Origin of the sequence: Delftia sp. WSY_7 (assembly GCF_043104845.1) — a bacterium.
Taxonomy (GTDB): domain Bacteria; phylum Pseudomonadota; class Gammaproteobacteria; order Burkholderiales; family Burkholderiaceae_C; genus Comamonas; species Comamonas tsuruhatensis.
In genome coordinates this window covers 41,535-64,677 of the sequence record NZ_JBICLB010000005.1, presented here as the reverse complement: position 1 = coordinate 64,677, position 23,143 = coordinate 41,535, and the positions used below count along the sequence as shown (strand labels likewise).

Sequence of the window (23,143 nt, the reverse complement as noted above, 5' to 3'; positions counted from 1 at the left end):
CGCTCAGGGCTTGACTTCGAAGCTCAGCGTGGTGGTGTGGCGCACGTCGGTGTACTTCTTGCCGTCCAGCGTGACCGAGCCGTTGTCCACGCGCGCCGTCACCTCCAGCACGTACAGGCCCGGGAAGTAGGGCTTGAAGCTCACCGTGCCGTCCTGCGATGGCGTGAGCGTGCGGTACCAGCCCTCGCTGGTCTGCACATTGACCTGGCTGGCCGCGACCTTGCGGCCCTTGAACACCAGCTGGAACGTATCGCCGCCCGCCGTGGTGGGCACCAGCTCCAGGTCGTTCACGGCCTTGGTGTCGTTGCGGCCGAAACGGGCCTGGTAATAGGTCAGCACGCCATTGGCGCCGGGGCGCGTGGCGGCGATGCGCACATCGCCCTGGCCTGCGTCCGCGGTGAAATGATTGGCCTCGGCCTTCAGGGGAAGGCTCTTGCCGTCGGGCAGGACCTGCTTGGCGTCCTCCAGGGCCGGCAGCTGTTGCAGCGGCTTGCGCAGTTCTCCGGCATAGGCCCGGGCCTGTCCTGCGTCCTGCTGCAGCCAGAGATAGTCGGCATGTGCAGCCGGCACCGCCAGGGTGGCAGCGGCCGCCAGCCATGCGGAGGCCGTGCTGCGAAGGATGCGGTAAGCTGGGGTCATGGAGTCTCTCCTGTGGTGTGGCTCTGCGTGCGCCTGCCGGGCCTTGAGGGGCGTGATCCGGCGGGGCTGAAGATGGTGCGATGGCGGGCTAGCGACGCCGCAATGCATCAGAAATTATAGCGACCAGGTGAGAATGACTCTTGTTTTGCACGCTAAGAGTCGGGTTCATGACATCCATGCAGTTGCGGCGCAGGCATGCAAAAAGGCCATGGAAATCCATGGCCTTCTTGTTGTGGCGCCACGCGCCGCAGGGCGGCGGGGCGTTGTGGCGGCGGTCAGGCCGACAGCTTGGGCTGGGAAGCGGTGCCGGTCAGGTAGCCGACGGCGGCGCCGAACTTGCCGCGATAGTTGGTGCTGATCAGCGGGTCCAGCGTGGACTTGACCACGTTGTGGATGCTGCCCCAGTCACCGGCGTGCTGGAAGTTGCTCATGATGTAGGTCCAGCCGTTGATCTCGTCCACGGCGTGCAGGCCCGTGGATTCGCCGCCTGCGGGAATCGACATCAGGCGCGACAGCTGCTTGGTGTCGATGTTGTAGGCCCACAGGAAGTTGTTCACGTGCTGGCCGCTGTCCTCGCCGATGAACAGGGTGCGCATCTTCTCCGAGAACTTGAGGTTGTCGGGGTTGCAGATCTTGTTCGGGTTGCCGGTGTTGCCCAGCGCGTCGGCGCTGATGTCCTCGCCGGCCAGAAGGGCCTTGGTGTCCACGGGCATCCACTCGCTGTTGATGGCGGCGCCGGCCGTGTCCTTCTGGCCACCGCGCAGGTTCAGTGCCATCACGGCGCCGGCCTTGAGCTGCTTGGGGATGGACACGCCATTGCCTGCCACGTTCAGCGCATCACCGGCCACCATGGACTTCTCGCAGTTCTGCAGGGCCGAGTAGGCCACCTTGTCCTTGGCGTTGACGGTCGTGCCTTCCATCTTGGTGAAGCCCATGCTCGCGCCCTTGAAGGCGGCGTAGCGGTGGGTTTCCAGGAAGGCGGCGGCCTTTTCCATGCCGGGGTTGATCTTGATCCACTCCACCTTGCCGTTGGCGGTGATCTTGGTGTAGCTGGCGTCGCCCGGATCGGTCTTGGCCACGGTCATGATGTCCGTGGGCTTGAGCGTGTTGGCCAGCTGCTCGATCTCGGCGCTGGTGGCCGAGCCCAGCTTGATCCAGGTCAGCGCGGCGGCGCTGCCCGATGCGGGGTCGATGGAAAAGCCCGCACCCACCTTGGCCACGTACAGCGAACCCGAGGACAGGTCCTTTTCCTTGTCGGCCACGAAGACGAAGTAGCCGCTGTTGGTGGCGTCGTCGCCCATCAGCGCCGTGCGCTGGTCGGGCATGACCTGGACCAGCTCGTGCGAGATGCGGCCCATGCAGAAATGCTTCTTGATGCTGGCCGTGCCGTCCACGTTGACCGTCACTTCGGGCATGTGGCCGTAGTGGTAGGGGTTGGCCTTGGTCTGGTCGCCATACAGGTTCTGGCTGAAGGCCTGCAACTGCGCATTGCCGGTGGCGAAGGCGTCGGGCTCGTACTCTTCGCTGGACAGATGGGTGCCCCAGGGCGACAGGCTGGCGCCGCAGGTGATCCACAGGCCGTGCACCTTGGAGGTGTCCACGTTGTGGTACTTGACCAGGCTGAGCTTGCCCGTGGTCTGGTCCTGGTCCAGCGTCAGCACGGCGATGGGCGAGGGCAGCTTGCCGTACATGTCGGTCTTGCCATCCTGCGCCCAGGTCGTGTATTCGAACTGCACCACGGCGAACACGGGCTTGCCCTTGACGCCATCCACCTTGGCATTGGGCACGGTCAGCAGCGAGGTGCCGTCGGGCGCATCGGAGAAGAAGTGGCGCTCGCTGCCGGCCACGGTGCGGTCGATGATCTTGTTGTTGTTGATGTCGTAGTAGCCGCCGGCCAGGATCTTGCCGCCCTTGCCGTCCGGCACTTCGTCGCCGGTCACGAAGAAAGGCTGGTAGCCCAGGTCGAAGCTCTGCTCGCTGTTGTCGCTGTACTGCACCTTGAGCTGCGAGGCCACGGTCATCCGGGCCATGGCCTGGGGGTTGGCCAGCGTGGGCGCGGCCATGGAGGTGAAGCTGGCCGCCACATAGTTCTTCGCGGGACCGTCATCGCCACCGCCGCAGGCGGTCAGCAGGCCGGCGGCGGACACGGCGGAGCCGAGCGGCAGCAGGGGGGCGCCGGTCAGGAATTGCAGCGCCTTGCGGCGGGAGAGCATCGTGGATTGGGACATGGGGCTTCCGTTGTGGGGTTGTCTGCATCAGCCCATCGGGGGCGGGATGGGCCGGGATGCCGCTGCGCACTCGCTGGCTATGCATCCGCACGGCATGCTAGGCAGGCACTGTGACAAAGCGATGGCATCCGTATGACACAACAGTGACTGCGTCATGTGGACGCCCGGGTGGCCGCTGGCACGACAGAGAAACGGCAAAGAAAAAGCCCCTCGAAAGGGGCCTGGTGATCTGGTGCCGTGCAGGCGTCAGCCGGACAGTCCGGGCGGCTGCGGCGGTTCGGTGCCGATGGCGTCGCTGCCATCGCTTTCATCGGGCGCCGCAAAGCAGTCACGGAAGGTGAAGACGATGGAGGTGAAGAACATGGCGGCCAGCAGCATAGCCGTGGCAATCATCAGGCCGTTGGCAATGCCGCCCAGCACCTGGGCCAGCACGGCCGAGATCAGTGCCATCACGATGCCGGCCACGATGAACACGCCCATCCAGCTCAGGCCGAAGACCACCAGTGCGCCGATGTTGCGCACGCACGCCACCAGGCTGAAGAACACGGCCTTGACCGGCGGCACGTTGTGCCAGTGCACCAGGCCCGGCGCATGCCAGAACAGCAGCGAAAGCGGCAGGTACAGGCCCATGCTCAGCCACATGGCGGCCTGGAAGTCGGGCGATTCGGCGATCTCGCGCGTCAGCGGCTCGCCGCCCAGGTAGACGTTGGCGAACTGGCCATCGTCCACCAGCATGGACAGGCCCATGATCAGCAAGAAGCCTGCCGCATACATGGCGCCCAGCGTGAGCATGGAATTCAGGCGCTGGCGCCCGGTGCGAAAGGCCACCAGCAGCAGGGCCGGCGTGGGCGCGCGCCCGTGCGAGGCTTCGGCCGCCGCCACCATCATGGCCAGCGATGTGGCCGGCAGCAGGCCCAGCGCGATCACGGGGCCTATCAGCGGCAGCACCGTGACCAGCGACATGGCCGCCATCGACAGAAAGAACAGTGCCGCCAGCGCCAGCGGCTGCTGGCGGAAGGTGCGGATGCCCTGCTGCACCCATTGCAGGCCGGTACGGGCGGGAACGATGAGAAGTTTCATGGGGTGAGGAAGTCGGGGCGCCTGGATGGGGCATGGCCTCTGGCATGGGCCGCGCCGCTGGCGCCCGAACGGGGACTGTACCCGAGGAAGCGCGGCCCGTGGACCGCAAAGCCCTCCGGCAGCCGCGTCGTGGCCGGCCTGGGACGTCAGTCCAGCGCCACGGGGCGGGCCAGGCGCTGGCGCAGCACGCGCTCGAAATGCGTGGGATCGTGGGGAACGAGCATGGAGGCCTCGCGCGGCAGGTGGAAATCCCACAGGCGGGAGATCCAAAAGCGCAGCGCGCCCGCGCGCAGCATGGGGTTGAACAGTTCTCGCTCGGCGGCGGTCAGGGGGCGCACGGACTGGTAGGCATCGATCATGGCCTTGGCCTTGGCCGCGTCATGGGCGCCTGTGGCGTGTTCGATGCACCAGTCGTTGAGGCACACCGCCAGGTCGAACAGCCAGCTGTCCACGCCTGCGAAGTAGAAATCGAAGAAGCCGGTCAGGCGCTCGCCATCGAACATCACGTTGTCGCGGAACAGGTCGGCATGCACGGGGCCGCGCGGCAGCGCCGCATAGGCGGGCGAGGCGGCCACATGGTTCTGGAAGGCCAGTTCGGAGCGCAGCAGGTCGGCGGTGGGTGCGTCGATGTGCGGGATCACCGTGGGCACGGTCTCGTTCCACCAGGGCAGGCCGCGCAGATTGGGCTGCTGGCGATCGTAGTCTCTGCCGGCCAGGTGCATGCGCGCCAGCATCTCGCCCACGGCGGCGCAGTGCGCGGGCTGGGGGGTCAGCTCGCTCCTGCCGGGCAGGCGGTTGACGATGGAGGCGGGCTTGCCGCACACGCGCAGCAGGATGTCGCCGCTGCGCGTCTCGGCCTGCGGGTCGGGCACGGGAATGCCGGCCTGCGCCAGATGCTTCATCAGGTACAGGTAGAAGGGCAGTTGCTCGGCCGTCAGGCGCTCGAACAGCGTCAGCACCCACTCGCCCTGCTCGGTGGTGAGAAAGTAGTTGGTGTTCTCTATGCCGCCCTGGATGCCGCGCAGCTCCTTGAAGGAACCCAGGGACATGCGGCGCAGCAGCTCGCGCGCATCTTGGTCGGAGACTTCGGTGAAAACGGCCATGTTTGCATTGCCGGCCAGCGCGGCTCGGCGGAAATCGTTGTCGTCAGATATGGAAAGAGGGCAGCGCCGTCAGGTGCTGCCCCCTGGGATGCCGCCGGGCCCGGGGCCCGGACAGTCCGGTGAGGATCAGAACTTCTTGAGGTTCCAGACGCGCGTGCCGTTGGTGCCGTCGCCATCGCCGCGGTTGCGGGAGGAGCGGGCGCCGTCGTTGGACTGCACCTCATAGGAGGGCATGTCGCCGACCTTGGGCTGCACGGTGATGCTTCGGGTCTGGCCGCCCACGCGCAGTTCGTCAACGCGGCTGCCTTCGTCTTCCACATGGATGCGTTCCACGCGCTGGTTGCTTCGGTCGCGGGCCTCGGGCCTGGCCGTGTCCGGCGCGGTCTGCCCGGCGGTCGCCGCCGCGGGGGCGGTGGAGGCAGCCGGGGCAGGCGTGGGGTTCTGGGCCAGCACGGGGCTGGCGGCCAGGCTCAGGAGGATGAGAAGTGGAGCGGCGCGCATGGGCTCCATTGTAGGTCTTGCGGCGGGCCCTGTCCCGCCCTGTCCCCCTGCCGGCGCGTGCACAATCGGCGCATGAGCAATTCCAAGACCCTGGTGCTGATCGACGGCTCCAGCTACCTCTACCGCGCCTACCACGCCATGCCGGATCTGCGCGCCGAGCCCGGCAACCCGGAAAGCCCCGCCACAGGCGCCATCCGCGGCATGATCAACATGCTCCAGGCGATCCGCAAGGAAGTGGCGGCCGACTACGCGGTCTGCGTGTTCGACGCCAGCGGCCCCACCTTCCGCGATGCGCTCTATCCCGAATACAAGGCGCACCGCTCGCCCATGCCCGACGATCTGCGCTCGCAGATCGAGCCCATCCACGAAGTGGTCCGCCTGATGGGCTGGCCCGTGCTGGCCATCCAGGGCGTGGAGGCCGACGACGTGATCGGCACCCTGGCCAAGACGGCCGCCGCCCAGGGCGTGAACGTGGTCATCTCCAGTGGAGACAAGGACCTGTCCCAGCTGGTGGATCCCCACATCATGGTGATGGACACCATGAGCGGCAAGCGCCGCGACGTGGCCGGCGTGACTGCCGAGTTCGGCGTGCCGCCTGCGCAGATGATCGACTACCAGGCGCTGGTCGGCGATGCCGTGGACAACGTGCCCGGCGTTGCCAAGGTCGGCCCCAAGACGGCCGTCAAGTGGCTGGCCGAGCACGGCTCGCTCGACGGCCTGATCGCTGCGGCCGACGGCATCAAGGGAGTGGCTGGCCAGAACCTGCGCGATGCCATCGCCTCGGGCCAGCTGGCGCTGAGCCGCCAGCTGGTCACCATGAAGACCGACTGCGACCTGAGCGCCGAAGTGCCCACCCTGCCCGTGCTCGACGCGCTGGCTCCGCGCGAGCCCGATACCGCGCCGCTGCGCGAGTTCTATGAGCGCTACGGCTTCAAGGGGCTGGCACGCATGCTCGGCGGTGCCGCGCCCGAGCCCGATGCGCTGCAAGCCGTCAAGGCCGGCCGCAAGCCCGCGGCCAAGCCGCGTGCCGACCAGTCCACGGGCGACATGTTTGCCCAGGAGCAGGCCGAATCCGACGACGCCACCGCCGAGGCCGAGACCGCCCAGCAGCGTGCGCTGGACTACGACGTGGTGCTGACCTGGGAAGCGTTCGACCAGTGGCTGGCCAAGATCAACGCCGCCGAACTCACGGCCCTGGATACCGAAACCACCTCGCTGGACGAGATGCGTGCCGAGATCGTCGGCATCTCGCTGAGCGTGGAGCCCGGCGCCGCTGCCTACATCCCCCTGCGCCATGCCGGCCCCGACGCGCCCGAGCAACTGCCGGCCGACGAGGTGCTGCAGCGCCTCAAGCCCTGGCTGGAGGATGCCGCCCGGCCCAAGCTGGGCCAGCACGTCAAGTACGACCGCCATGTCTTCGCCAATGCCGGCATCGAGGTGCACGGCTATGTGCACGACACCATGCTGCAAAGCTATGTGCTGGAGGTGCACCGCCCGCACGGCCTGGCCAGCCTGGCGCTGCGCCACACCAACCGCACGGGCATCAGCTACGAAGACCTGTGCGGCAAGGGCGCCCACCAGATCCCGTTCGCCCAGGTGCCCGTGGACAAGGCTGCCGCCTACGCCTGCGAGGATGCGGACCAGACCCTGGACGTGCACCGCGTGCTGTGGCCGCAGCTGCAGGCGCACGACGGCCTGCGCGGCATCTACGAGCTGGAGATCGCCACCAGCGAGGCCCTGTTCCGCATAGAGCGCAACGGCGTGCTCATCGATGCCGCCACGCTGGCCAGGCAGAGCAACGACCTGGGCCAGCGCATCGTGCAGCTGGAGCAGGAGGCCTACGACATCGCGGGCCAGCCCTTCAACCTGGCCAGCCCCAAGCAGCTGGGCGAAATCTTTTTCGACAAGCTGGGCATGCCCGTGGTCAAGAAGACGGCCACCGGCGCACGCAGCACCGACGAAGAGGTGCTGGAGAAGCTGGCCGAGGACTATCCGCTGCCCGCCAAGCTGCTGGAGCACCGCAGCCTGTCCAAGCTCAAGGGCACCTATACCGACAAGCTGGCCCAGCTGGCGCTGCCGCGCACGGGCCGCGTGCACACGCACTACGCCCAGGCCGTGGCCGTGACGGGGCGCCTGTCCAGCAACGACCCCAACCTGCAGAACATCCCCATCCGCACGCCCGAAGGCCGGCGCGTGCGCGAGGCCTTCATTGCCGCGCCCGGCCATGTGATCGCCAGCGCCGACTACTCGCAGATCGAGCTGCGCATCATGGCCCACCTGTCGGGCGACGAGTCGCTGCTGCGCGCCTTCCACGAAGGCCGCGACGTGCACCGGGCCACGGCATCGGAAGTCTTCAACGTGGAGCTGGAGCAGGTCAGCAGCGAGCAGCGCCGCTATGCCAAGGTCATCAACTTCGGGCTGATCTACGGCATGAGCAGCTTTGGCCTGGCCAAGAACCTGGGCATAGAGACCAAGGCTGCCGCCGCCTACATCGACCGCTATTTCCAGCGCTATCCAGGCGTCAAGCGCTACATGGACGAGACGGTGGAATTCGCGCGCGACCACGGCTACGTGGAAACCGTCTTCGGCCGCCGCCTGTACCTGGTGGACATCAACGGCGGCAGCGGCCCGCGCAAGAAGGCGGCCGAACGGCAGGCCATCAACGCGCCCATGCAGGGCACGGCGGCCGACCTGATCAAGAAGGCCATGGTGGCGGTGCAGGCCGAGCTCGATGCCAGGCAGTCCGAGGTCCGCGTCATCATGCAGGTGCACGACGAACTGGTGTTCGAGCTGCCCGAAGGCGAGTCGGACTGGGTGCGCACCGAGATCCCGCGCCTGATGGCCGGCGTGGCGGAACTGAAGGTTCCCTTGCTCGCCGAAGTGGGCGTCGGCCCCAACTGGGACAAGGCACATTGAGCTTCACGCGCGCATCGTAGACTTGGCCGGTTCTCAACCACCACCAAGGAGAGATGCATGCGTGACGATCAGCAGCAAGACCTGAAGGCCCTGGTTCCGGGGCGCAGCAGCGAAGAGGGGCCCACGCGGCGCCTGGCATTGCAGACGGCCCTGGGCCTGGGCTATGCCGCCGCGGCCACGCCGCTGATGGCGCAGACCGCCATCTCCACGCCGGCCGACGGCCTGACGGCCGGCGAGGTGCATTTCACCGTGAACGGCTTCAAGGTGCCGGCCTACCGCGCCGCGCCCGCCGGCAAGAAGAATGTGCCCGTGGTGCTGGTGATCTCCGAGATCTTCGGCGTGCACGAATACATTGCCGACACCTGCCGCCGCCTGGCGCGTGCCGGCTACCTGGCCATCGCCCCCGATCTGTATGCGCGCCAGGGCGATCCCAAGACCTATACCGAGATCGCCAAGCTCATGAGCGAGCTGGTCTCCAAGGTGCCCGACGAACAGGTCATGGCCGACCTGGACGGCGCCGTGCAATGGGCGGGCACGCAGGGCGGCGATACGGCGCGCGTGGCCATCACGGGCTTTTGCTGGGGCGGGCGCATCACCTGGCTGTATGCGGCCCATGGCCCGGTCAAGGCCGGCGTGGCCTGGTACGGCCGGCTGGAAGGCGCCAAGACCGCGCTGCAGCCACGCCATCCGCTGGAGCTGGTCTCCAGCCTCAAGGCGCCGGTGCTGGGCCTGTATGGCGGGCAGGACACGGGCATTCCGCTGGAATCCGTGGAGCGCATGCGCGAGGCGCTCAAGCAGGGCTCGGCAGCGGCCAAGGCCTCGGAGTTCGTGATCTACCCGGAGGCGCCACACGCCTTCCATGCCGACTACCGGACCAGCTACCGCGAGCAGGCTGCGCGCGACGGTTGGCAGAAAATGCTGGCCTGGTTCAATAAGCATGGGGTGACCCCCTGAGCGGCTGCGCCGCTTCCCCCTCTCTCGCTTCGCGGGAGGGGGACGACACCCTCGGTGCGGGGCGGCCCTTCCTCGGTGTCCCTGGTGTGAGGACGCGCCAGTTTTTAAGGTATTGCTGACTAGCTTTCAACTTTATTCGCGCAGGGGGGCTTGACAGCTTCTGTAGGCTGAAACCGAGGGCACCCGACACCGTGGCCTGCTTCCTTCATGGGATCGCAGGCCACGGCTGCGATGGGGCCGGTCTTTCTGCGAGAATTCGCGGGTTTCGCCTGCAAGGGCATACGGTTGAAGCACAAATCGCTATGACATTGGTAGCAATCATTCTGGCCACCCTGGCCGCCGGTATTGGCAGCGTCTGGGTGGCCGCGTTGTTGATGGGGCTGGGAGGCAACCGCTCGCCGGGCATGATGCCGCAGCGGCTGTTGAGCCTGGCGGCGGGCGCGCTGCTGGCCACGGCCTTCATGCACCTCTTGCCCGAAGCCTTCGAGAGCGAGGCCGGCGCGCACGACCTGTTCGTCACGCTGCTGGTGGGCCTGGTGTTCTTTTTCCTGCTGTCCAAGGCCGAGCTGTGGCACCACGGGCATGAGCACGGCGCGCCGCCGGCCCATGAGCACGATCACCACGAGCATCACGATCACCAGGGCCACGCCCATGACCATTCCCATGGCCACCATCATGGCCACCGCCACGGCGGCTGGGCGGTGCTGACCGGCGACAGCGTGCACTGCTTCGGCGATGGCGTGCTGATCGCCTCCGCCTTCATGGCCGACATGCGCCTGGGGCTGATCGCGGCGGTGTCGGTGCTGGCCCACGAGGTGCCGCACCACATGGGCGACATCGTGGTGCTGCGCCAGTCCAGCTCCAACCGGCGCGTGGCCCTGATCAAGGTGTCCATGGCCGGGGCCGTGACCACGCTGGGCGGCATTGGCGGCTATTTCCTGGTCGGCCAGCTGCAGGAGCTGCTGCCGTACTTCCTGGCCGTGGCCTCCAGCAGCTTCATCTACGTGGCGCTGGCCGACCTGATTCCCCAGCTGCAAAAGCGCCTGAGCGCGCGCGAGACCGTGGCCCAGGTGGGCTGGCTGATGCTGGGCATCGTGCTGGTCACCGTGGTCAGCCGCGCGGCGCACGCGCACTGAGCGGGCGGCGTTTCAGGCTATCCCGCACCGGCCTGCACGGGCGTGCTGCCCAGCAGGTCGGCATAGTCCACGGCGTACTTGATGAAGGCCGCATGGCCGTCGATGCGCAGCTTGCGGCGCAGGTGCAGCCGGTGGGTTTCCACGGTACGCACCGAGGTGCCCATCAGTGCCGCAATCTCCTTGTTGGAGCGGCCCTCCGAGATCCACTGCAGCACGCTGGCCTCGCGCGGCGTGAGGGCGCGCCGGGGGCCGGCACCGGCGCCGTCGTCCTCGACCACGGGCTGCAGGCCGGGGCTGAAATACAGGCCGCCGGCGTAGACCCGGTCTATGGCCTCGATGAGCTGCTGCGCAGGCGCGTCCTTGAGCACATAGCCGCGCGCGCCCAGCGCCACGGCGCGGCGCACGTATTCGGGGTCCTCGTGCATGGACAGCACCAGCACGCGCACCAGGGGGAACTGATCGCGGAACAGCGCGGCCAGGTCGATGCCGCTGGCGCCCGGCATGCGGATGTCGGTCACCACCAGGTCGGGCGACAGCTCGCGCGCCAGCGGCAGGGCCTGGTCCATGCTGGCGGCCTCGCCCACGACACGGATATGGTCGGTGGCCTGCAGGCGCATGGACACGCCGTCGCGCACAAGAGGGTGGTCGTCCACCAGGAGGATGCGGATCATGGGGTTCATGCAGCGGCCTGTGGGAGTTCGAATTCCGGTGAGGGAGACAGCGGCATGCCGCCGCTGCGGTAGAGCACGGCGACCAGCCGGGTGCCCCGGGCGCCCGAGCTGATGCTCAGATGGCCGCCCAGGCCCTCGATGCGCTCGCGCATGTTGCGCAGGCCGATGCCGCCCTGGCGGTCGCGCTGCACGCGGCGCATGTCGAAGCCCTGGCCGTCGTCGCTGACCTGCAGCACCACGCGGCGGCGCTGAAAGTGCAGGCTGACGTCGATGCGCGTGGCCTGCGCATGGTTTTGCGCATTCGTCACGGCCTCCTGGGCCACGCGGAACAGGGCCGTGGCGTGGCTGGGCGGCAGAAAGCGGGTCTCGCCCCGGCAGCCGAACTGCATGCGCAGGCCGTCCTCGGCCTGCATCTGCTGGCTCATCAGTGCCAGGGCCGGGGCCAGGCCCAGGTCGTCCAGCAGGGCGGGGCGCAGGCCGTGGGAGACGCGCCGTATCTCCACCAGCGCGTGGTTGAGCTGCTCCAGTCCCTGGTCCACCATGCGCTGGGCCGTGGCCGGGTCCTGTGCGGCCAGACGCCTGAGCTGGGCCTGGGCCGTCTCCAGCAGGAACTTGGACGAGACCAGCACCTGGACCACGCCGTCATGCAGGTCGCGCGCCACGCGCGTGCGTTCTTCCTCCTGCGAATGCACCACGCGCTGGGCCAGGCGCTGCAGCTTGGTGCTGGACACGCGGTGGTCGCTGAGATTGAACGCCAGCCCCGCCACGCCGATGAGCACGATGCACAGCGCCGCAATGCCGAAGATGCGCCAGCGCGTGGCCGCGATATTGGCCTGGGCGCTTTCGTCGATCTGGCGCAGCGCCTGCTCCACATCGTCCAGGTACAGGCCCGTGCCCAGCGACCAGCCCCATTCGGGGACCGTGGCCACGTAGGCGAGCTTGGCCTCGGTACGCAGCGAGGACGGCTTTTGCCACTGGTAGCGCACCAGGCCGCCGCCGCTGCGCGCGGCATCCAGGATGATCCTGGCGGGCCCTGCGCCGCCCGGGCTGTTGGGATCGCACAGGTCCACGCCCGACAGGCCCATCTGCCGCGCATCCAGCAGCACGTTGCCGTGTTCGTCGTAGACAAAGAAGTAGCCGTCCTCGCCGAACTGCATGCGCGCCAGCGTATCCAGCGCCTGGCGCCGCTGCACGGATGGCTCCTCGCCGCTGGACTGGATGCGCGCCAGCGCCGTGGTCGCCAGCTGCACGTAGTGCCGCAGCTCGGTCTCCTTGCTGTGCAGGTAGGCGGTCTCGACCAGCTCTCGTTCCTGGCGGGCCAGCTCCAGTGTCTGGTGTTGCACGGTCACCGCGACCAGGCCCAGGGCCAGCGCGATGGCGGCAATCGACAGAAGCGCAAGTTTCAGCGGAAGTTGCATGGGAGCCTGTGTGGGGTGCACCGACGATCTTTTCCGCCCAGTGCACGGACCTTGTCAACAGGGCTTGCGCGCATGGCGCCGGGGCCCGGCAGCGGACCTTGAATGGCGGGCGTCGTATCTGCCAATGGCCTGTGCGCGCTGCATATCCACGCGCGCAGGAAAAGGAATTTGAATATCCCAAGGAAAATGCCATGGATAATATATTTCGCGCACGAAAGAATATCCCATTGACATAGGGAATCCGATATGCATTTTCTTGGTGCGTTGTCCCCTTTTTGGGGTCTTGAATAATGGTTTTGCCGTATTGTGGTGCGCCGTCCCTCATCTGTCTGACATGCCTGGCTACGGTTGAGCAGGTTCCGTGCCAAGCCGTTGTTTCAGAAGAGAGTTATCCTGCTGCGTAGCACTGCGCAAGCGGTCCTGCGTAGTGGTGCGTAGGGGAAAATTCATTATCGAATGCTCCAGATCCCTGCCTAGAATTTCTCCGTGAAATCACTGATTCGAATCATTTTGTGTCAATGATTCATGTCGCCTTCGATGACCCAATTAAATGGTGACGAAGTGTTTCCGGGGCGCCGTTGCAGTAATACGCGGCACGGCAGTGGCAGTTTGTATTCTTGTTTCAGAAAGGCAATACCATGGATATTCGATCGAACCTGCGGCGCGTGGCGCTGGCATGCGGTGTGGCGGCGGCGGTAGCGACGCTGGCGGGCTGCGCCGCGCCCCACAAGCGCGAGGTGCTGTCCACCACGCAGATCTATCCGGCCATCGGCCCGTATTCGCAGATGGTGGCGCATGGCAACACGATCTACTTCTCGGGCGTGCTGCCGCTGAACGCGCAGGGCACGGCCATCCAGGGCACGACCATCGAGGAGCAGACGCGCGCCGTGCTGGACCACATCGGCGCCAAGCTCAAGTCCCAGGGACTGGGCTATGAGGATGTGCTGTCCACCTCGGTCTTCATGAAGGACCTCAACGAGTTCGCCGCCATGAACAAGGTCTATGGCGAGTACTTCAAGACCGGCGCCCCCGCTCGGGCCACGGTGGAGGTGGCGCGCCTGCCGCGCGATGTGAAGATCGAAATCTCGGCCATCGTCGGCCGCCGCTGACCGCTTGCGCAACGACAGGAGGACCGCATGAACGCACGACACCCCCAGATCGCGGCCGAGCAGGCCACATCCCTGACCGCCACTGCGGCCGCCGGCGAATCCGGCTATCCCGCGCGCTGGACTTCCAAGCGCCGCGACTTCCTGCGCATGCTGGGCTACGGCACCGGCGCAGCCACGCTGGGCCCGCTGCTGGCTGCCTGCGGCAGCGGCAATGCCCAGACCTCGGCCGCTGCGCTGCGCGAGCAGCTCATGCGTGACGAGGCCTTCTGGACCGACGTGCAGAGCATGTTCATCCTCAAGCCCGAGAAGACCTATATGAACATCGGCACGGCGGGCTCCATGCCCAAGCTGGTGCTCGATGTGTTCGATACCGAAAACCGCAAGAAGGCCGCCGACTCGGGCAACGGCTACAGCAACCTGCTGGACCTGCGCAAGCAGGTGGCGCCGGGCTTTGGCGTGGATGCCGACGAGCTGGCCTTCTCGGCCAACACCTCCTCGGGCATGTGCCACGCCATCCTGGGCATCGACTGGCAGCGTGGCGACGTGGTGGTGACCACCAACCACGAGCACGGCGGCGGCGACACGCCGCTGAAGATCGCCCAGGACCGCTACGGCATCGAGGTCTCGCGCATTGCGCTGCCCGTGGGCAACAACCAGACGGCCGCCACCTACGTGAACCTGTTCGACGAGCGCATCCGCGCGCTCAAGGCCCAGGGCAAGCGCGTGCGCGCCATGATGTGGTCCTCTCCCACCTACAAGACCGGCACCATGCTGCCCATTGCCGACCTGATGGGCGTGGTCAAGGCGCACGGCCTGATCAGCATCGTGGACGGCGCCCACCTGCCGGGCATGATGGCCTACAACTATGCGGAGCTGGGCATGGACTTCATGTCGGGCGCGGGCCACAAGTGGCAGTGCGGCCCGGGCTCCACGGGCATCCTCATCATCCGCAACAAGATCCGCGCCTCCAACCCGCTGCCCCTGCCCAAGTGGTACCCGGTGCACACCAGCGCCTATCCGGCGCTGGAGCGCACGACCACGGCCAAGGAGACCTACGACATCGCCGCCTCGGTCACTTCCTGCGGCAGCGTGCACACGCCCATGTTCATGGCGCTGGCCCAGGCCTGCGCGCAGTGGGACAGCATCGGCCGCAAGAAGATCGAGACCTATGACCTGACGCTGTCGTCCTACCTCAAGGAAAAGATCGTCGAGCGCTGGGGCGTGGACTCGCTGTACTCGCCCAAGGACGATCCCAAGCTGCTGTCGGCGCTGACCTGCTTCAACCCGTTCCAGAACAAGGACGACGTGATGAACGGGACCAAGTCCTCGACCTTCGTGGCGCGCATGCTCAGCGACTATCCGCAGGGCTTCGTGATCCGCAACTCCAACTTCCCCGTGATCGGCGCGGCGGCAGACCACTACGGCGTGCGCGTGTCCACGCACCTGTGGCATGACGCGCGGGACATCGATCTGCTGGTGGATGCGATGTGGGATCTGTCTAGAAAAATGTAGCCCCCTGAGGCGCTGCGCGCCTTCCCCCCGAGGGGGACGACACCCTCGCTGCGGGGCGGCCCTTGCTCGGTGTCCCTCGCGTTGGGCCATGCTTGTGTTGCGGGCGTGCTTTCTGACGCGGGGGGCTGTCTTGGGCCGGGCTCCTTGAGCCCTGCGCCTCAGCCGGGCTGTCCTTCGTCGCGGATGGCGGCGCGGACCTGGGGGAGCTGGCGGCGCGAGACCATGAGCAGTTCGGGGATGCCGTGCAGGCGCAGGGCCCAGCCTTCGCCTTCGGTGGGGTCGTCGTGGCGTTCCAGGGCGCGCAGGGCGCTGCGGGCCACCAGCGCGTTGCGGTGCACGCGCAGCAGGTGGTCGGCGTGGCGGGCCTCCAGGTCGGCCAGTGCACCGTCGAGGATGTAGCTGCGGCCCACGGTGCGCACGGTCACGTATTTCTGTTCGGCCTTGAGGTAGAGCACCTCCGACAGGGGCAGGCGCACGGTGGCGCCCCGGTCCTGTATCAGCAGCACGGGGCCGCCGTCGCGTTCGGCCGTCTGGTGCGCGGCCGTGCGCGCGGCCTTGGCCAGGGCTTGCTGCAGGCGTTCGCGGCGCACGGGCTTGGTCAGGTAGTCGGCAGCATCCAGGTCGAAGGCCTCGACCGCGTGGCCGGCATGGGCGGTGACGAAGACCACGGCAGGCGGCAGCGGCAGGCGGCGCAGCATATGGGCCAGGGCCAGGCCGTCCTGGCCGGGCATGTGGATGTCCAGCAGTGCCAGCTCCACGGGGCGCGGGCCCGGTGCCTGCAGCACGGCCATGGCCTGGCGGGCGTCCGCCGCCTCGCTGACCTGGTGCGGGCCGCTGCCCGTGCATGCCTGCACGTCGGCCAGCAGGGTGCGCAGCCGCGCGCGGGCCAGGGCTTCGTCGTCAACGATCAGGATGTGCATGGTGCTTCTTCTTCGATAAAGCCTTCGTGGGTTGGCTGGCAGGCGGTGCCAGCGGCAGGCTGATGCGCACCACGAAATGCCCGTTGAGCGTGCGCGCCGTGAGGTGGGCCTGCAGGTCGTGCAGCAGCGACAGCCGGGCGCGCACATTGGCCAGCGCAATGCCGTTGCCGCGCGTGCCGGCTGCGCTGGCGGAATCGATCTCGGAGGGCAGGGTGTTGGTGATGCGCACCTCCACCAGATCGCCACGGCGCTCGGTGCGCACCTGCAGCTTGCCGCCGCGTGCGCTGGGCTCCACGCCATGGCGTATGGCGTTTTCCACCAGCGGCTGCAGCAGCAGCGGCGGCAGCAGGGCGCCGTGGGCGGCAGGGTCCAGTTGCCAGCGCACCTGCAGCCGTTCGCCAAAGCGCACCTGCTCGATGGCCAGGTAGCGCTGGGCCAGCTCGATCTCCTCGGCCAGCGTGGTCGTGCTGTGCGGCTCGGCCAGCGCATAGCGGAACAGGTCGCTGAGGTCCTCCAGCAGGGCCTCGGCCTTGGCGGGCTCGGCGCGCACCAGGGCGATGGCGCTGTTGAGCGTGTTGAACAGGAAATGCGGGCGTATGCGCGACTGCAGCTCGGCCAGCCGCGCCTGCGTGTCGGCGGGTGCGTGGCCGCGTGCGCGCAGCACCAGGGCTGCGACCAGCAGGGCTGCCAGCAGTCCGCCGGACACGGCGCTGGCCAGCCAGGGGGCGCTGGTGCCGCCGGCCAGGTGCAGCATGGCGCAGGCATACAGCCCGGCCGCCATGCCCAGCAGCACGCCGGCCGCGTACTGGCCGGAGGCGGGCAGCCGCTGCAGCGGGTGCTTGAGCAGGCATGCGGCCACCAGCCAGACCAGCGTGCCGGGCAGGCAGGCGCCGGTCAGCAGGGCCATGCCCTGCAGCCACTGCAGGGGCGAGTCGGCGCCGAACATCGAGGCCGTTGCCACCACGGCCTGCACAAACAGCACGGCGCGCAGCACCACGCCTACGTTGCAGGCGTCAAAGACCAGCGCCGCAGGCAGGGGCGGGGGGGCAGTGGTGGGGGTCGGCTGGGTCGGCAAGGGGCGGCAGGTAGTGTTTCGGCGGGTGGGGTTCGCGCCGCATGCCCGGATTATGGTCATGCCGGGCGGGCCTGCACAGCGGTCACACCGCCCATGTACACCCATGCACGCCCATGCAGGCCCGTGTAGGCCCCTGCACGGGCGTGGCGCCGCCCAGGTCGATAGAATCTTCGCTTCCTGCCTGCGCCGGGGGGCGATGCCGCCCGCCGCCTGCGCTGCCTGCACAGCCCCATCGAAGATCGCGTCCTCACATGTCTGCCAATCAACCAACGTCCGCCTCGCACAACCAGCTCGATACCAAGGCCCAGGCCTGGTCCGCTCTCTTCGAAGAGCCGATGAGCGATCTGGTCAAGCGCTATACCTCCAGCGTGTTCTTCGACAAGCGCCTGTGGCAGGCCGACATCACGGGCAGCCTGGCGCATGCCGAGATGCTGGCGGCCCAGGGCATCATCGCCGCCGCCGACCATGAAGCCATCCGCAAGGGCATGGCGCAGATCACGCAGGAAATCGAGTCCGGCCAGTTCGAGTGGAAGCTCGACCTGGAAGACGTGCACCTGAACATCGAGGCCCGCCTGACCCAGCTGGTGGGCGACGCCGGCAAGCGCCTGCACACGGGCCGCAGCCGCAACGACCAGGTGGCCACCGACGTGCGCCTGTGGCTGCGCGGCGAGATCGACCTGATCGAAGGCCTGCTGGGCGAGCTGCAGCTGTCCCTGGTCGAAGTGGCCGAGAAGAACGTGGACGTGATCCTGCCCGGCTTCACCCACCTGCAGGTGGCCCAGCCCGTGAGCTTTGCCCACCACCTGCTGGCCTATGTGGAAATGTTCAAGCGCGATGCCGAGCGCATGCTGGACCTGCGCCGCCGCGTCAACGTGCTGCCGCTGGGCAGCGCCGCCCTGGCCGGCACCACCTACCCGCTGGACCGCGAGCGCGTGGCCCGCACGCTGGGCATGGAAGGCGTCTGCCAGAACTCGCTGGACGGCGTCAGCGACCGCGACTTCGCCATCGAATTCACCTCGGCCGCCAGCCTGTGCATGGTGCACGTGAGCCGCCTGTCCGAAGAGCTGATCATCTGGATGAGCCAGAACTTCGGCTTCATCCGCATCGCCGACCGCTTCACCACCGGCTCGTCAATCATGCCGCAGAAGAAGAACCCCGACGTGCCCGAACTGGCACGCGGCAAGACCGGCCGCGTGGTCGGCCACCTGATGGGCCTGATCACCCTGATGAAGGGCCAGCCCCTGGCCTACAACAAGGACAACCAGGAAGACAAGGAGCCGCTGTTCGACACGGTGGACACCCTGAAGGACACGCTGCGCATCTTCGCCGAGATGATCGGCGGCCAGGCCGACCCGGCCACGGGCGGCAAGAAGGGCGGCATCACCGTCAACGCCGAAGCCATGCGCGCCGCCGCGCTCAAGGGCTACGCCACGGCCACCGACCTGGCCGACTACCTGGTCAAGAAGGGCCTGCCCTTCCGCGACGCGCACGAGACCGTGGCCCATGCCGTCAAGCTGGCCTCGCAAAAGGGCGTGGACCTGACCGAGCTGCCGCTGGCCGAACTGCAGGCCTTCAATCCCGGCATCGAGGCCGATGTCTTCGAGGCACTCAGCCTGGAAGGCTCGCTCAATGCGCGCAACACCCTGGGCGGCACGGCGCCGGCCCAGGTGCGCAAGCAGCTGGCAGGCCACCAGGCGCGCTTGAACGCACGCCTGGGCTGATCCCCCCGTTCGCCGGAGCCACGCCATGACATCCTCCCGCCGCCAACTGCTGACGGGGGCGCTGCGCGCCGCCGGCGCAGTGACCGCCGTTGCCGCCTCGTCCGCCCTGGCCCCGCTGGCCTGGGCCCAGCCGGGGCAGGCCATTCGCATCCTCGTGGGCTTTCCGCCGGGCGGCGGCACGGATGCCATCGCACGCCTGCTGGCCGACCGGCTCAAGGACGTGCTGGGCACCACGGTGCTGGTGGACAACCGCCCCGGCGCGGGCGGGCAGATCGCGGCGCAGCAGCTCAAGGCGGCTGCGGCCGATGGCCACACGTTGTTCCTCACGCATGACCACACCATCTCCATCCTGCCCCAGGTGGTGAAGAAGCCGGGCTTCGACCCGGCCCATGACTTCGTTCCCGTGGCCGGCTTTGCCACCTTCGTGAACGCGCTGGCGGTCTCCGCCAACACGCCGGCGCGCAACCTTGCCGAGTATGTGGAGTGGGTGCGCCAGGGCGCAAAGCGCGGCAGCATCGGCATTCCCGCGCCCGCGTCCACGCCGGAATTCCTGGTCAGGCTGCTGGGCGAGCACTACAGGCTGGACCTGGTGGCCGCGCCCTACCGGGGCAGCGCGCCCATGCTGGCCGACATGCTGGGCAACCAGATCCCGGCCGGCATCGCCTCGGTGCAGGACTTCATGGAAAACCACAAGGCCGGCAAGCTGCGCGTGATCGGCGTGCTGGGCACGCGCCGCCAGGCCACCATGCCCGAAGTGCCCACGCTGGCCGAGCAGGGCGTCAAGGGCTTCGAGGACACGCCCTACTACGGCATCTACGCGCCGCGCGGCACGCCCCAGGCCTTCATCGACCGCTTCTCCGCCGCCGTGGCCACCGTGCTCAAACAGCCCGATGTGCACGAGCAGCTCACCGCCCTGGGCCTGACCGTGGGCCACATGCCGCCCGCGCAACTGGCCGAGCGCGAGCAGGCCTATACCCAGGTCTGGAAACGCATCATCCAGACCAGCGGCTTCCAGCCGCAGTAAGCGCGCGTCCAGCGGTCCCGCATGTTCTACGCGATTCCGCTGGAGGACCGGCCCCGCTGGAGCAATCCGCCGTGGATGACGCTGCTGATCATCCTCGTGAACGTGCTGGTGTTCTTCGGGCCGCAGCGCTCCGAGGAGCGCGCCCAGCAGGCGGCAGCGCAGTTCTATGCCGCCAGCGCGCTGCCGGGCATCGAGTTGCCGCGCTTCGTGGACTGGCTGCAGCGCACGGATTCGCCCATTGCCAAGCAGGCGAAGGTGCTGCAGAAAAAGGGCCTGGTCGAGCCGCTGCTGCAGCGCATGGAGCAGGAGCCCGCCTTCCTGGCGCTGCTGCGCAGCGGCCAGATCGTTGCGGCCAGCGATCCCCTGCACGGGCAGTGGCAGACGGACCGCAGCCGCTACGAGGCCCTGAAGCCGCCGCCCTTCACCACGCGCTGGGCGCAAGACTATGGCGAGGACGCGCCGCTGCGCCCGGTGACCTGGATCACGTCGGCCTTCCTGCATGCCAGCACGGGCCATCTGGTCGGCAATATGCTGTTTCTTTTCATGTTCGGCTTTTCGGTGGAGCTGGCACTGGGGCGGGCCACCTATCTGCTGTTCTATCTGCTGGGGGCCGTCGGGGCTTCGCTGCTGTCCTCCTGGGTCCATGGGGGTGCGGGCGTCTATGGTCACGGGCTGGGCGCTTCGGGCGCGGTCGCAGCGCTGATGGGCATGTACGCCGTCATGTACCGGCTGCGGCGCATCCGCTTTTTCTACCAGTTGTTCTTCTACTTCAACTACGTCACGGCACCGGCCCTAATCCTGTTGCCGGCCTGGATTGCGAATGAAGTGCTGCAGCACTTCTTCAGCGGCCGGGGCGTGGACTACATGGCCCATCTGGGCGGTCTGCTGACGGGCGCAGCCCTGATGGCCCTGCATCTGCGCCGCAAGCCACGGGCGGCGTTGGCGGGCCGCCATTCGGCGCCGGACGATGGCTTCGACGCACATGTCGCCAACGCGCGACGCCTGGGCCAGGCGCTGGACATGGAGGGCGCCCTGCGCGCCTGGCGCGCCGCAGCCCAGCTGCGGCCTGCCGACACCGAGGTGCTGCGCGCCTGGTTTGCAGCAGCCCGCTATGCGCCTGCCAGCGAGGACTTCCACCGTGCGGCCCGGCGCATCTTCAGGCTGCCGGCCCGTGATGCCGCCACCCTGGCCTGGCAGCACGACAGCTACCGCATTTACCTGGACCTGGCCCGCCCAGGCGCCAGGATCGCGCCCGAGGACATGGCCAGGCTGGTGCGCCGCTTCACGCGTGCCCGTGCGTTCGACGATGCCGAGAAGCTGTGCCACGCGCTGCTGCAGGCAGCACCCGGCCAGCCGGGCCTGGGCGAGACGCTGTGCCTGCTGGTCAACGGCCTGCTGCAGCAGGGGCTGGCACAGCGCGCCCGCGCCTGGCTGCCACAACTGCAGCGCTGGGCGCCCGATGAGGCCGTGACCCGGCTGTTGCTCGACGGGCAGGCCCGGTCCCAGGCCACGGCGTGATCAGTGCGGGGCCGGGCGCGGGTCTGGTCCCTGTTCCGGTTCCGGGTCACGCAGCAGCCACCGCACCTCCTGCGTGGCCTCGCTGTCGGGATGGCGCGCCTGCAGCGTGGCCAGGATGCCCTGGGCCATGTCCCGGCGCCCGAATCCCTGCAGCATCAGGCGCGCCGCCAGTTCATAGGCATGGGGCACGGCGGCATGGCCCTTGAAGCGTTTGTCGAAGCCCGAGATCAGGGTCAGCGTCGCCTGTGCATCGCCCGCGCGCCAGGTGCTGCGCGCCAGGGCCAGTGTCTGGTCGGCATCGTCCAGCGCAAAGCTCGCTTCCTTGGCGCGGCAGGCCTGGAACACCTTGAGCGCCTCGGCGGTCTGGCCCTGGCGCAGCAGCAGGGCGATGAAGCGCCGGCCGTGGTCCAGCAGCGTGGCCGTCTTGTCCGACAGCAGCAGCAAGCGGTGGTAGCGGCGCTGGGCATGCGTATCGTCGGGGTGGGTGCGCTGGTCCTCGTAGGCCAGGCCCAGCGCGGCGGCCAGGTCGCCAGCGGCCACATGCTCGGCCACGTCCTCGTCCAGCTGCTGGCGGGCGATCTGTTCGGGCGTGCGCGCAGGCGCCCCGTCGGGCCCGCTGTCTGCCTGGGGCGCGGCGTCGATGCCCAGAGCCTCATGGTGCTGGTACATCACATAGCCCAGCAGGCTGGCCATGACCCAGCCGAAATAGATCATGGCGAAGTTGAACAGCGGCAGCAGGATCAGCCCGCTGAACAGCGGCAGCAGCAGCGACATGGCGATCTGCGCACCGCTGCTCAACAGGAACAGAAAAAAGCACAGCAGCGCATAGGGCTTGCCGATGATGCGCACCGTGTCCAGGATCAGCAGCGGATTGAGTGCGGAGAAAAAGCCCGTCGTCTGCACCAGCACGATGATGCTGGCCGGCAGCAAAAAGGACAGCAGCAGCAGGGCCAGCTGCGCCATGCCCAGGCTCACCCGCGCACACCATCCGACGATGATGCCGTGCACCACTAAAATGGCGAACAGCTTCCAGGGCAGATGGGTCCAGTCCGGGTCCAGGTGGCGAGGATAGTCCGCAGCGCGCGATATGCCCTGCGAACCCAGCGCTGCCACCTTGAAACCATAGCGGCTGGCGGCCAGCAGGATACCGATCTGCACCAGCCCGATGGCCAGGGGTGCGGGCAGGAAGAACAGCGCCTTGAACAGCAGGCTGCTCAGCGACAGCAGCAGCGCATAGCCCAGCGGCTGTGACTGGAACGGAAAGGCGAAGAACTGGTTGATCCGGTGCCAGAACGGCTGAGGCACGGCAACGTGGTTCGGCTTCATGGACGGACTCTCTCCCTGTGTTGTATCCGCGCAGTATAGGCAGCACGCTGTATGTAGTCTGACGGGCCTGTGGTGGGACGTGAGTCCTGTGATTGCGCGGATATGACGTGTTGATGCGCCGATGTCTTACAGATGGATACACCGCAGACCCGGTTCCGGGCACCCGCAGCAGGGCCTGCAGCGGATGCGGGCCGGTATCATCCCGCGCAGTGGTTTTCAGCCGCAGCGGATGCGGCCCTGCATTCGGCGCATGCGGGCGGCGGGCATCTGCCTCGTTGCAGCCCTTGCCGCC

General features: G+C 67.8%; 18 protein-coding genes. 8 read left to right on the top strand and 10 right to left on the bottom strand.

Annotated elements, in window-relative coordinates:
* Positions 1-3: 3 nt before the first annotated feature.
* The 5 genes from ACF8ME_RS01605 to ACF8ME_RS01585 all read right to left on the bottom strand — a co-directional run bounded on the left by ACF8ME_RS01605 (position 4) and on the right by ACF8ME_RS01585 (position 5,551).
* Positions 4-639: a hypothetical protein gene (locus ACF8ME_RS01605; protein WP_392415021.1), complete on the bottom strand. Its 636-nt coding sequence runs from the start codon at positions 637-639 to the stop codon at positions 4-6.
* A gap of 275 nt (positions 640-914) precedes the next feature.
* Positions 915-2,867, bottom strand: a complete 1,953-nt coding sequence (locus tag ACF8ME_RS01600) for a PhoX family phosphatase (RefSeq protein WP_047326594.1) — start codon at positions 2,865-2,867, stop codon at positions 915-917.
* Positions 2,868-3,113: 246 nt separating this feature from the next.
* On the bottom strand, positions 3,114-3,947 hold the full coding sequence (locus ACF8ME_RS01595; RefSeq protein ID WP_016445799.1) for a BPSS1780 family membrane protein: 834 nt from the start codon (positions 3,945-3,947) through the stop codon (positions 3,114-3,116).
* A gap of 146 nt (positions 3,948-4,093) precedes the next feature.
* A complete protein-coding gene (locus ACF8ME_RS01590) occupies positions 4,094-5,050 on the bottom strand; it encodes a homoserine kinase (protein ID WP_392415019.1) in 957 nt (318 codons plus the stop codon).
* A 126-nt stretch (positions 5,051-5,176) separates the two neighbouring features.
* The gene (locus ACF8ME_RS01585) at positions 5,177-5,551 is read right to left on the bottom strand and encodes a hypothetical protein (RefSeq protein ID WP_016451118.1); all 375 of its coding nucleotides are present in this window, start codon (positions 5,549-5,551) and stop codon (positions 5,177-5,179) included.
* Between the two features lie 72 nt (positions 5,552-5,623).
* Between ACF8ME_RS01585 and polA the strand changes: the two genes are divergently transcribed.
* The 3 genes from polA (at position 5,624) to ACF8ME_RS01570 (ending at position 10,557) form a co-directional block, all read left to right on the top strand.
* Complete coding sequence (polA, locus tag ACF8ME_RS01580; RefSeq protein ID WP_016451119.1) at positions 5,624-8,467, top strand: DNA polymerase I; 2,844 nt, start codon at positions 5,624-5,626, stop codon at positions 8,465-8,467.
* 57 nt (positions 8,468-8,524) lie between these two features.
* A complete protein-coding gene (locus tag ACF8ME_RS01575) occupies positions 8,525-9,421 on the top strand; it encodes a dienelactone hydrolase family protein (RefSeq protein WP_392415017.1) in 897 nt (298 codons plus the stop codon).
* A 302-nt stretch (positions 9,422-9,723) separates the two neighbouring features.
* Positions 9,724-10,557: a ZIP family metal transporter gene (locus tag ACF8ME_RS01570; protein WP_016445804.1), complete on the top strand. Its 834-nt coding sequence runs from the start codon at positions 9,724-9,726 to the stop codon at positions 10,555-10,557.
* A gap of 17 nt (positions 10,558-10,574) precedes the next feature.
* Here the strand turns inward: ACF8ME_RS01570 and ACF8ME_RS01565 are convergent, their stop codons facing one another.
* Together ACF8ME_RS01565 and ACF8ME_RS01560 are read right to left on the bottom strand one after the other, a co-directional pair.
* Positions 10,575-11,237 (bottom strand): response regulator transcription factor, encoded by a 663-nt coding sequence (locus tag ACF8ME_RS01565; protein ID WP_017405417.1) that lies wholly within the window; start codon positions 11,235-11,237, stop codon positions 10,575-10,577.
* Positions 11,234-12,646, bottom strand: coding sequence for a cache domain-containing protein (locus ACF8ME_RS01560; RefSeq protein WP_016445806.1), 1,413 nt, complete (start codon positions 12,644-12,646; stop codon positions 11,234-11,236). The genes ACF8ME_RS01565 and ACF8ME_RS01560 overlap by 4 nt, the downstream gene beginning before the upstream one ends.
* Positions 12,647-13,284: 638 nt before the next feature.
* Here ACF8ME_RS01560 and ACF8ME_RS01555 point away from each other — a divergent pair.
* Positions 13,285-13,755, top strand: coding sequence for a Rid family detoxifying hydrolase (locus ACF8ME_RS01555; protein ID WP_016445807.1), 471 nt, complete (start codon positions 13,285-13,287; stop codon positions 13,753-13,755).
* Between the two features lie 27 nt (positions 13,756-13,782).
* Positions 13,783-15,267 carry an aminotransferase class V-fold PLP-dependent enzyme gene (locus tag ACF8ME_RS01550; protein WP_016445808.1) on the top strand — a complete coding sequence of 495 codons (1,485 nt, stop codon included), beginning with the start codon at positions 13,783-13,785 and terminating at the stop codon, positions 15,265-15,267.
* Positions 15,268-15,425: 158 nt separating this feature from the next.
* Here the strand turns inward: ACF8ME_RS01550 and ACF8ME_RS01545 are convergent, their stop codons facing one another.
* Together ACF8ME_RS01545 and ACF8ME_RS01540 are read right to left on the bottom strand one after the other, a co-directional pair.
* Complete coding sequence (locus ACF8ME_RS01545; RefSeq protein WP_047217424.1) at positions 15,426-16,187, bottom strand: LytTR family DNA-binding domain-containing protein; 762 nt, start codon at positions 16,185-16,187, stop codon at positions 15,426-15,428.
* Complete coding sequence (locus tag ACF8ME_RS01540) at positions 16,168-17,322, bottom strand: sensor histidine kinase (protein ID WP_026062438.1); 1,155 nt, start codon at positions 17,320-17,322, stop codon at positions 16,168-16,170. The genes ACF8ME_RS01545 and ACF8ME_RS01540 overlap by 20 nt, the downstream gene beginning before the upstream one ends.
* Before the next feature lie 191 nt (positions 17,323-17,513).
* On the opposite strand from ACF8ME_RS01540, the gene argH reads away from it, so the two are divergent.
* Genes argH through ACF8ME_RS01525 form a run of 3 tightly spaced genes read left to right on the top strand, consistent with a single transcriptional unit; the run spans position 17,514 to position 21,525 of the window.
* The gene (gene argH / locus ACF8ME_RS01535; RefSeq protein WP_338499970.1) at positions 17,514-18,983 is read left to right on the top strand and encodes an argininosuccinate lyase; all 1,470 of its coding nucleotides are present in this window, start codon (positions 17,514-17,516) and stop codon (positions 18,981-18,983) included.
* 25 nt (positions 18,984-19,008) lie between these two features.
* A complete protein-coding gene (locus tag ACF8ME_RS01530) occupies positions 19,009-20,007 on the top strand; it encodes a Bug family tripartite tricarboxylate transporter substrate binding protein (RefSeq protein WP_016445812.1) in 999 nt (332 codons plus the stop codon).
* Positions 20,008-20,028: 21 nt separating this feature from the next.
* On the top strand, positions 20,029-21,525 hold the full coding sequence (locus ACF8ME_RS01525) for a rhomboid family intramembrane serine protease (protein ID WP_392415015.1): 1,497 nt from the start codon (positions 20,029-20,031) through the stop codon (positions 21,523-21,525).
* Here the strand turns inward: ACF8ME_RS01525 and ACF8ME_RS01520 are convergent, their stop codons facing one another.
* The gene (locus tag ACF8ME_RS01520; RefSeq protein WP_016451127.1) at positions 21,526-22,851 is read right to left on the bottom strand and encodes a tol-pal system YbgF family protein; all 1,326 of its coding nucleotides are present in this window, start codon (positions 22,849-22,851) and stop codon (positions 21,526-21,528) included.
* Between the last annotated feature and the right edge of the window lie 292 nt (positions 22,852-23,143).